The 10,237-nt window shown below is 62.0% G+C and carries 8 protein-coding genes and 1 tRNA gene; 5 read left to right on the top strand and 4 right to left on the bottom strand.

Features of this window, described 5'->3' with window-relative positions:
- On the top strand, positions 1 to 554 hold a 554-nt coding region (locus tag PHI64_RS22660), incomplete at its 5' end, for a TOBE domain-containing protein (protein ID WP_299888399.1).
- A 33-nt stretch (positions 555 to 587) separates the two neighbouring features.
- Here PHI64_RS22660 and PHI64_RS22655 read toward each other — a convergent pair.
- From PHI64_RS22655 to PHI64_RS22640, 4 genes are all read right to left on the bottom strand, one after another.
- Entirely contained in the window at positions 588 to 1,214 is a 627-nt protein-coding gene (locus PHI64_RS22655; protein ID WP_299888402.1) for a pseudouridine synthase, read from the bottom strand.
- A gap of 217 nt (positions 1,215 to 1,431) precedes the next feature.
- A complete protein-coding gene (locus PHI64_RS22650; RefSeq protein ID WP_299888397.1) occupies positions 1,432 to 3,387 on the bottom strand; it encodes an ATP-binding protein in 1,956 nt (651 codons plus the stop codon).
- Entirely contained in the window at positions 3,384 to 3,983 is a 600-nt protein-coding gene (locus PHI64_RS22645; protein WP_299888395.1) for a YfiR family protein, read from the bottom strand. The genes PHI64_RS22650 and PHI64_RS22645 overlap by 4 nt, the downstream gene beginning before the upstream one ends.
- Before the next feature lie 11 nt (positions 3,984 to 3,994).
- Positions 3,995 to 5,965: a TonB-dependent receptor gene (locus PHI64_RS22640; RefSeq protein ID WP_299888392.1), complete on the bottom strand. Its 1,971-nt coding sequence runs from the start codon at positions 5,963 to 5,965 to the stop codon at positions 3,995 to 3,997.
- Positions 5,966 to 6,313: 348 nt separating this feature from the next.
- Here PHI64_RS22640 and PHI64_RS22635 point away from each other — a divergent pair, with 348 nt between their 5' ends.
- The 4 genes from PHI64_RS22635 (at position 6,314) to PHI64_RS22620 (ending at position 10,214) form a co-directional block, all read left to right on the top strand.
- Positions 6,314 to 7,732: a circularly permuted type 2 ATP-grasp protein gene (locus PHI64_RS22635; RefSeq protein ID WP_299888390.1), complete on the top strand. Its 1,419-nt coding sequence runs from the start codon at positions 6,314 to 6,316 to the stop codon at positions 7,730 to 7,732.
- Positions 7,733 to 7,736: 4 nt separating this feature from the next.
- Positions 7,737 to 8,687, top strand: a complete 951-nt coding sequence (locus PHI64_RS22630) for an alpha-E domain-containing protein (RefSeq protein WP_299888387.1) — start codon at positions 7,737 to 7,739, stop codon at positions 8,685 to 8,687.
- A 55-nt stretch (positions 8,688 to 8,742) separates the two neighbouring features.
- Positions 8,743 to 8,819: transfer RNA gene (locus PHI64_RS22625), tRNA-Pro, on the top strand.
- A 279-nt stretch (positions 8,820 to 9,098) separates the two neighbouring features.
- On the top strand, positions 9,099 to 10,214 hold the full coding sequence (locus PHI64_RS22620) for an FRG domain-containing protein (RefSeq protein ID WP_299888384.1): 1,116 nt from the start codon (positions 9,099 to 9,101) through the stop codon (positions 10,212 to 10,214).
- Positions 10,215 to 10,237: the final 23 nt, after the last annotated feature.

Raw genomic sequence — 10,237 nt, 5'->3', positions numbered from 1 at the left:
GCGAGCGACTGTCGGTAGAGGTGCGGGAGATCCTCAAGAAGGAGGGCATGACGGCGGTGCTGGTTACCCATGACCAGCACGAGGCCTTTGCCATGGCTGACGAAATCGGGGTGATGTCGGACGGGCGCATCCAGCAGTGGGACACACCCTACAACCTTTACCACCGGCCGGCTAACCGCTTTGTGGCGGATTTTGTTGGCAAGGGGGTGTTTTTACAGGGTGAGGTGCTGGACGACCGCCATGTGCAGATTGAGCTGGGCACCCTTAACTCTGGCGTGCCAGTGGAGTGCAGCCTGGGCTGCCGAGCCTGCGGTAGGGGGTGTGCCGTGGAGGTCTTGCTGCGGCCGGACGACGTGGTGCACGATGATGCCAGCCCGACCCGGGCCGAGGTGCTGCACAAGGCTTTCCGGGGGGCTGACATCATGTATACCCTGAGGTTGGGTAGTGGCGCAGAAGTGCTGTCGCTGGTTCCGTCCCACCACAACCATGCTCTGGGCGAGAAGATCGGGGTGCGCCTGGAGGCGGACCACGTGATTGCTTTTCGCCAGGGCTGAGGGGTTTCTTTTCCGCCGTGCCGGGCCGCTCGTTCAGAACGGCGCCGGACTGGTGAATTCCATTCGCTGGCCGGTGTCGGGGTGGGTCAGGCCCAGCAGCGTGGCGTGCAGCAGCAGGCGCGGGGCTGCGGCGCGGCTGGTCGGGTCAGCATAGAGATCGTCGCCAAGGATGGGGTGCCCAATGGACATCATGTGCACCCGTAACTGGTGTGAACGCCCCGTGTGGGGCTGGAGCTCCACACGGCTGGCGTTGCCCGCGCCGTCATGGCCCACTACGGTGTAGGCGGTCAGGGAGGGCTTGCCGATTTCCAGGTCCACTTTCTGCCTGGGCCGGTTGGGCCAGTCGGTAATCAGGGGCAGACTGATCTCTCCCTGTTCCGGTTGCGGGCATCCGGCCACCACGGCCATGTAGCGTTTGTCCACCTGCCGCTGCTGGAAGGCGATGCTGAGCCGGCGTTCGATTAAAGGCCCCCGCGCCATTACGAGCAAGCCCGAGGTTGCCATGTCAAGGCGGTGGACGATGCGTGCGTCCGGATACTCGGCCTGTATTCGGCCCGCCAGGCTGTCGGCGTGGCTGGGGCCGCGCCCAGGCACCGACAGGAGACCCGCGGGTTTGTCGATCACCAGCAGGGCCTCGTCGGCAAACACGATGCGTGGCATGCCGGCGGGCGGCGCATAGACAAGAGGTGGCGGGGGGGTGGAGACGGGCTGATCGCTTGCCGGCAGGCTCATGATGGTGCCATGGGTTGGGGCTGTGCATTCTTGCACAGGCCTGGGGATTGCCCACAGGGATGGTGGGAAAGGCTGTGGACAAGTTGTGGGGGATGAGGGCAAGTCGATGCCTGAGAAGGCTTTTTTTTGTTTGCCCTGAAATGGGTCAGGTGGCGTCAGCGGGCAAGGGGCGGGTCAGGCGCAGCAGGATCTCCTGCAGCGCGAGGTGGCTGTAGGGCTTGGTCAGAAAGTCGTCCATCCCGCAGGCAAGGGCGGCGTCCCGTTCGTCCTCCATGGCGTTGGCCGTGATGGCGATGATCGGGATGTGCTGACCTTCGCTTTCGCCGGCCCGGATACGTCGCGTGGCTTCGTAACCGTCCATCAGCGGCATCTGGCAATCCATCAGGATCACGTCGCAATGCTGCCGGGCAAGCACCTGCAGGGCTTCCTGGCCGTTGCTGACGGTGGTCGAGGTGCACCGCAGCTCTTCGAGCTGCATGGTTGCCAGCAACTGGTTGATGGTGTTGTCCTCGGCCACGAGCACGTGCAGGCCGGCGAGGCGCGTTGCGTCAGCGTTGGCAGCGATGGGCTCGGAGGGCGGGGCGCTGACAGGTGCGGCCTCCAGTACGGGGACGATCACGCTGAACCAGAACGTGGAGCCTTCGCCGGGTTTGCTGGTGGCGCCGATCTCGCCCCCCATGAGCTGGACCAGTTCATGGCTGATGGCCAGGCCTAGCCCGGTGCCTCCGTAACGGCGGGCGTGGGAGTTGTCGGCCTGGGTGAAGGGGGTGAATAGCTGGGGCAGGATCTCCGGCTCGATGCCGATGCCCGAGTCTTGGACACTGAAATGCAGCCGGACGGCCTGGCCGCCGCCGTTGATGACGGGCTGGTGCGTGAGACGGAGATGCACGTCGCCATCGACGGTGAACTTGATGGCGTTACCCACCAGGTTGATGAGGATCTGGCGCAGCCGGTCGGGGTCGGCCTCGATCCGGGTGGGCAGGTCGTCGTCGATGTGGTAGTGCAGGGTGAGCCTTTTCTCGAAGGCTTTGTGAAGGAAGAAGCCGGTAATGTCTTCGACGATGGTCCGGGGCGAGCAGGGCAGGGCCTCGACGGTCATGCGGCCGGCTTCGAGCTTGGAGAAGTCGAGGATGTCGTTGATCACCCGCAGCAGGCTGTCGGCTGAGCTGCGGATATGCCCCACAAAGCGTTCCTGCTCGGTGTCCAGGCGGGTGTAGGCGAGGAGCTCGGCCATGCCGATGATGCCGTTCATCGGGGTGCGGATTTCGTGGCTCATGGTGGCCAGGAACAGGGACTTGGCCTGGTTGGCGTGCTCGGCGGCTTCCTTGGCGACGCGCAGTTGCGCATCGCGGGCTTCGATCTGGTCGAGCATGGTGTTGAAGCCGTCCATCAGGGTACCGATTTCGTTACGGCTTTCGGGGCAGACACGCAGGGCGTAGTCGCGGGTCTCCGATACCCGCTGCATCTGGTGAGCGAGGTTTTCGATGGGGCTGGCAATCAGGCGCTGCAGGCGTGATGCCAGGAGCCAGGCCAGCAGCGAGGCGGCCAGCAGTACGCCGGAGGCGGTAAGCACACGCTTGTGTACCAGATCGCGCAGGGGGGTGAGGTCAAAGTAGGCCTCGATGGTGCCCACCTGACGCCCGCCGACGATAACCGGATTGGCGATCTCGAGGAAAGGAGCGCCCAGCAGCAGACCCAGGGGATGGCGGGGGGAGCCGAACGTGGCGCCCGGGTAGGTTTCGCTGTTGTGATGATCTTCAACGCTGGCAAGTATCTTGGCGTGGCCCGGGAGACTGCTGTGGTATTCGGCGAAGACTCTGCCCTCGGGTGTGCGCAGGGTGGCAGCGATCACGTCTGGTGCACTGCCCAGGGCGTTAATGATCTCCTGGGCGGCATCCGGGTCCTGGAAGCTGACGGCCGCAGTGCTGTTGACGCCCACCAGGCGGGTCAGGACGTTGGCGTTGTCCTGCATGGCCCGTGCGGCAGTCTGCAGTTCGCTGTAAACCAGCAGCATCAGGGCTACGACAAGCCCCAAGGTGGTGGTGATCAGGGCGATCAGCACCACCTGGCGCTTGATCGGGTATTCGCCCAGGCGCTTCACGGGGCGCTTCCCTTGCCGTCACGGGTCAGGGTGGCAAGATTGAGCAGCTTGGCGCTGACTCTGAGCTCGGTTCGCTCGATGGCGTCGGTGTTGATGATCGGGTGGATGCGTCCGCGTTTGTGGGTCAGGGTGATCATGCCGCCCCGGGCAGCAAAGCCGGGCTGATCACTGACGGTGAGAATCGGGCCCGTGAGGCGCCGAAGAAGTTCCGTCTGGGTGCCGGGGCTGATGGCGGATTGGTCGCCGAAATAGATCAAATGGCATTCCTGAAAATTGCGTGGGTCGGGCTGGCGCTGGACGATGAGGGGATGCCCGTCCAGGGTCTCGCCGGCAACGGCCTTGGCCAGGAGCACGGCCAGGGCATCATCGAGCACGCAGTAGCGGAAGGGCTCGCCGGGACGCAGGCTGTGCCCCTCGGGCCAGCGCACAAAATGGGCGAAATTATAGACAAAAGCGGCCTTGACCTCGTTCTCTGCAAAGGCTGTCGGGCTGTTGTCGCCCGCGTGCAGCGGCCGAACAAGGGCGAGCAGTAGCAACGCACCCGCGATGCTGTGACGCAGAAGGGCGAGAAGGGGCGACGAGCCGGTATGCAGCAAGGCAGGCAGGGTTAGAAGCGCAGGTTCGCCGTGACGTAGTATTCCCGTGGGATCAGGTAGGCGTCACTGGCGTTGACCAGGTTGGTACCGAACTCTTTGCGGGCTGGGCCAATCAGGTTGCGCCCGTTGAAGGCCAGGTCGAGGCGGCTGGTGGCGCGCCAGCCCAGTCGCAGGTCTGCGGTCAGGTAGTCCGGAATGCTGTAGGTGCTCAGGGCGCTGACATAGCGCGCCTGCAGGTCGAGCTCCAGGTCATGACGCAGGTCGTGGCGGGAAATGAGCGTGGCCTGGTGGGCTGGTGATTCGCCGGCGGCCCGCAGGGGGTTGATCTCGGTGTTGCCTGGCAGCGCGCTCATGTTCATGTCCAGATAGGTGTAGCTGGCCTGAACGCGCCAGGTGTCGGCGGGACGGTAGTCCACCGAAAGCTCGAAACCACTCGCCTTGCCTTTCAGACTGTTGCCGGCGAGGGCATTCCAGGTGAGATAGGGGCTGGGCAGGCTGGGCACCAGGCGCGGGGCACCGATCATGTCGACGGTTACCAGGCGGTCATAGTCGTTGAGGAACACGCTGGCGTCAAAGCTGAGGCGTGGATTGACCTGGGCGCGATAACCCAGCTCGTAGGCGATCAGCCGCTCGGCGTTGAGATTGGGGTTGCCGTTGGAATTGACGAACAGCGGTAGGCCGTTGGTGAAGGCGCGGGGCCCGATGTAGGAGGTCACGCGTGCGCTGTCCTCGATGATGGAAGGGGTGCGTACGGCGCGGGCCACCGACGCCCACACGGTGCTCCCCTTGGTTGGCGTCCAGCGCATGCGCGCCGAGGGCTGCCATTCGAGGCCGGTGAATTCGTTGTGTTCCACCTTGACCCCGACCGTCAGCTGGAGACGCTCTGCCAGGGCCAGGGTGTCTTCGGCAAAGGCGCTGAACAGCTGATCGGTGCGGCTGCTGCGGCTGACGCCTGCCGGAGGCGTCATCTGGGCGTCGCTGGCGACGTTGCGGTAGCCCACGCCGGCGATGAGGTTGTGCCCGCCAATGGGGGCGAAGTGATGGCGGTAGCCCAGGTCGAAGGTGTCCAGCTCGGCCCGGGCGCCATTGTTGAGCACCATCCAGTGATCGAGGGTGAAGCGGTTGAAGTAGGCGCGCAGCTCGTCCCGGGCTTCGTCGCTGGTTCGCGACCATTGGCCAAGGAGGTGGGCGCCGGAATAGGCGCGTTCCTGGCGCTTCAGCTCGCGAAAGCTCTCCCCCTCAACCATCAGGTTGCCGCCGGCCATCTCCCAGTCGCCGCGAAAGCCGGCGCGTCCGCCGCGCCAGTGGATGTCCTCGCTGTCATCGGGGGTGCCGCCTAGGCGATCGTTCTGATGCAGCTTTGCCCACACCCGGGCGTGACCGCTTTCGCCGGCCTTGAAGCCGTTGCGCAGGACTATCTCGGACTGCAGATCACCGCCGACCACGCTCAGCAGCGTGCCCTGAGTGTCCTCGGCGTGGCGGGTAATGATGTTGATGACACCGTTGACCGCGTTGGCACCCCAGGTTGACCCCCCGGGCCCGCGGACGATCTCGATGTGTTCGATGTCTTGCATGACGATGTTCAGTTCATCCCACAACACCCCTGAAAAGAAGGGCGTGTAAACACTGCGTCCATCGACCATGACAAGCAGCTTGTTGGCAAACTGGTTGTTGAACCCCCGGGCGCTCACCGCCCACTCGGTGGCGCTGATGCGCGCGACGTTGAGGCCTGGGACGGTACGCAGCAGCTCCGGCAGGGACGTGGCGCCCGATCGCCGGATGTCTTCGGCTGTCAGGACGTGGATCGCGGCAGCCGTGTCCTCAAGCCGCTCGCTGCGATGGGTGGCCGTGCTGACGCGCAGGTCGGCCAGTTCGTCGAGACTCATCTGCTTGAGGGCGTACAGGCTGTCGTCGGCAGATGCTGGCACGGTGCTGCTGGCCAGGGCAGCGAGAAGCAGGGGCTTGGCGAGGGACTTTGGCATGGTGAAATCCTGGGGCCGCACATGCGGCCGGGCGCGATTGTATCGGCATTGCCTATATCTAAAGCAATAGATTCGTCACGGCCTCCCGCTGTATCCCACTGTGCTTGGCAGGCTTCGGTGGCGTCTTTCCCAGATGGCGGAAAGAAAGGGATTCGGGGCGGCGTCGGGGCGGGAGCGCACCGAGTTGCGGCATGGGGGCTTCCCCAGTTCGGTGCGTTCGCACTGCGTTGGTGCGGCATTGCCCCGACAGGCCGAAAAGTCGTTTGTTTATAAGGGTTTTTTGATTGGCATGCTTTTAGCTAAGCCAAAGGTGGTAACTCCGCTTCACAACATAACAGGCGAGCGCTAATGGCCATCACAAAATTCTTCAATGAAATGACTGCGGACGATGGGAGTGTCCGTGCGCATTACGCGGGCTATGCCGCGTGGCTGAGCGAGACTCCGGCAGACCGCATCGCCCGCAAGCGGGCAGAGGCAGATTCCCTGTTCCATCGCTACGGCATCACCTTTGCGGTGTACGGCGAGGAATCGGGCACCGAGCGTCTGATTCCCTTCGACATCATCCCGCGCATCATCCCCGCCAAGGAGTGGAAAGATCTGGAAGCCGGCCTGCGTCAGCGAGTCAAGGCGCTGAACAGCTTCATCCATGACATCTACCACGACCAGGAGATCCTCAAGGCCGGGCACATCCCTGCCGAGCAGGTGCTCAACAACGCCCAGTATCGACCCGAAATGCAGGGGGTCAATGTACCCTGCGACATCTACGCGGCCATTGCCGGCGTGGACGTGGTGCGGGCCGGGGCAGGGGAGTTCTACGTGCTGGAGGACAACCTGCGCGTGCCGTCCGGGGTCTCCTACATGCTTGAAGACCGCCGCATGATGATGCGCCTGTTTCCGGAGTTGTTCGCTCGCCACCGGGTTGCACCCGTCGAGCACTACCCGGACATGCTGCTGCATACCTTGCGCAGCCTCGCTCCTGTGGGTGTGACGGATCCGACCGTGGTCGTGCTTACGCCTGGTGCCTACAACTCGGCCTACTTCGAGCATGCCTTCCTGGCCCAGCAGATGGGGGTTGAGCTGGTGGAGGGGCAGGATCTTTTCGTCAGTGACGACCAGGTCTTCATGCGCACGACCCAAGGGCCACGCCGGGTGGATGTGATCTACCGCCGGGTGGATGACGACTTCCTCGATCCGAAATACTTCCGCAAGGACTCGATGCTCGGTGTGCCGGGGCTGCTGGACGCTTACCGCGCCGGCCGCGTCACCGTCTCCAACGCCATCGGCACGGGGGTGGCGGACGACAAGTCCATCTACCCCTACGTCCCCGAGATGATCCGTTTCTACTTGGGCGAGGAGCCGATCCTCAACAATGTGCCCACCTACATGTGCCGCAAGCCGGAAGACCTGGCCTACACCCTGGCCCACCTTCCCGAGCTGGTGGTCAAGGAGGTGCACGGTGCCGGTGGCTACGGCATGCTGGTCGGGCCGGCCTCCACCAAGGAGCAGATCGAGACCTTCCGCAAGTACCTGATCGCCAATCCCGAGAAGTACATTGCCCAGCCCACGCTGGCCCTTTCAAATTGTCCGACCTTCGTCGAAAGCGGCGTCGCGCCGCGTCACCTGGATCTGCGCCCCTTCGTCCTTTCCGGAACCGAAGTGCAGATGGTGCCGGGCGGCCTGACCCGAGTCGCCCTGCGCGAAGGATCGCTGGTGGTGAATTCCTCGCAGGGCGGGGGCACCAAGGACACCTGGGTACTGGAGGCCTGAAAACATGCTGAGCCGCACCGCTGATCACCTTTTCTGGATGGCCCGCTACATGGAGCGGGCTGAAAACACCGCCCGCATTCTTGATGTCACCTATCGCCTCTCCCTTCTGCCCCAGAACGGCGAGGAAGTGGAGGCCATGTGGTCCGGCATGCTCAAGATCATGGAACTGCAGGATGCCTACCTTGCCAAGCACCGCGCTTACTCCACCGACGCAGTTCTCCAGTTCATGATCTTCGACCGGGACAACCCGGGCAGCATCTACCGCTGCCTGCGCGCCACCCGCGAGAACGCCCACGCTGTGCGTGGCACCCTGACCTCGGAGCTGTGGGAAACCTCCAACGAAACCTGGTTGAAGATGCGTGACTTCACTGTAGCCAAGCTCCTTGAGTCCGGCCCCGGTGCTTTCTTCGAGTGGGTCAAGTATCGTTCCCACCTGTCGCGTGGGGTCACCATCGGCACCATGCTGCAGGACGAGGCTCTGCGCTTCATCCGTTTGGGTACGTTCCTGGAGCGGGCTGACAACACGGCGCGCATCCTTGAGGTGAAGTATCTCAACCTACTGCCGGGTGCCGACGAGGAGCAGGCCCACGCTACTGACTATTATCAGTGGAGTGCGCTGCTGCAGTCCGTCTCTGCCTTTGAGGTATATCGCAAGGTCTACCGCGACCAGATCACCCCGCTGCGGGTGGCCGAGTTGCTGGTGCTGCGTGCCGACATGCCGCGATCCCTGGCTCGCAGCATGAAGGAGGTGTATTCCAACCTGACTCGCGTCTCCAATGCCCGTTCGGCTGAAACTGAGCGCCTGGCCGGCGAACTGGAGTCTCATCTGCGCTTTGGTCGTATCGACAGCATCTTTGAAGGAGGCTTCCGAAAGTACCTGGAGGACTTCCGCGATCGCATCTTCGACTTGGGCTGCCGCATCTCCGATGACTTCCTGATTCCGACTTCCAGCTAAAAATGCAAAAGAAGCTTGGCAAACCTCGAAACCATGTCTATAATGCGCAGCTTGTCGGGGCGTAGCGCAGCCTGGTAGCGCACTTGCATGGGGTGCAAGGGGTCGCGAGTTCGAATCCCGCCGCCCCGACCAAAGAAACAAGCACTTAGCCAACTCTTCGGAGTTGGCTTTTTGCTTTTTCACGCCCGGTACAAAATTTGTGCCCAACTTTGTGCCCAACAGTTTCTCAGGCTAGCAACTGCGTCGATCTCAGTCAGGCAGGAGAGCGCCCTAGCGGAGCAAAACTGAACTGCCGATGCCCCCCAACGAGGCCTGCACAAGTCTTCGGACTAAACCCAGCCCCCGCTTGATGAGGCAAGTCCACACTTCTCGACGGTACAATCAACCCCTCTCTTCAGCGTGAGTGCATCCGTGGTCGTACCTGCTCAGCTCTTCGGTAATCTGGATACTGAGAATGCCGTCGCCAACATCATGTTTTGCGCGGACTCTGACTGTCCAGAGCAAGGAATGTTGCACTGGTGGGGGCAAGATGTAACCCCGGGTGCAGCGCTTGTTACTTGTCATCCTCGGGGGGACAACGCCTTCGATCTCCACCCCTTTAACTGGTACCGCGCAAACGACAGCGGAGCCCTCTGGTTGCCCGGTTTATCGCCTGAAGAAAGTGAGCACCTGAGCGGCTATTGCGGGGAGCTATACAAGACAGGCAAAGGCTTTGAGGGACGCTGGAACCACAGCAACGGGCTTGGAGGGAAAATTGTTCTTCAAGCTCCTGATTGCTCGACACACATCAAGGCCGATGTGTGCGAGACATGGGACGAATTCAAGAAATGGGCAAGCCGTGCGCGAGACGTTTCCGATGCGGCTATCTTTCGGGGGCACGGAAGCAACTCCTTCCGTCTTCAAACGACACTACATCGTGCTGGCCGTCATCGCTTAGAGCGATATTGTAGCGATGATCTGTTGCAGTTCCGAGGGCATGCAGAAGCGGTTCTTGGTTTGCGCTTTGATCTCAACAACGCAGATGATTATGCGGAATTGCTTGGCTTAGCTCAACACCACGGCCTACCTACGCCACTACTTGATTGGACGAGATCCCCCTACATTGCTGCTTTCTTTGCGTTTTCAGATGCCTTTGAATTCTCTGAGGCGCGAAAGAACGCAACTCACATACGGGTCTACGGACTATCACGCAAATTCGTACAAGATATGTCTCCATTTCGCGTGACTCTGCCGTACTTCAAGCCGTATATCTCGTGTATCAGTATCTCGCCTCGAAACAACCCCAGACTTTACGCGCAGCAAGGTCAATTCGTTGTTACAAACATTGCTGATCTAGAGAGTTACTTTCACATCATGGAACGGAATTCAGGCGAACAGATCTTGTTTGCTGTAGATGTTCCAATTGCATGCGCGGTCGATGCACTAGCAGGCCGATGCAAAACGCCGAAAAGCCGCGCCAGCCGGTCCCCTCGCTATTCGATTTCTCATGACTTCCCTCCCGGAATTGGCTTCCCAATCCCGTTTTGATGCCCATCAAATGGGCCGGGGAA

The sequence above is a fragment of the Zoogloea sp. genome, assembly GCF_028689785.1.
Taxonomy (GTDB): domain Bacteria; phylum Pseudomonadota; class Gammaproteobacteria; order Burkholderiales; family Rhodocyclaceae; genus Zoogloea.
The sequence above is the reverse complement of the archived record's forward strand: the minus strand, read 5'-3'. Positions and strand labels throughout refer to the sequence as shown.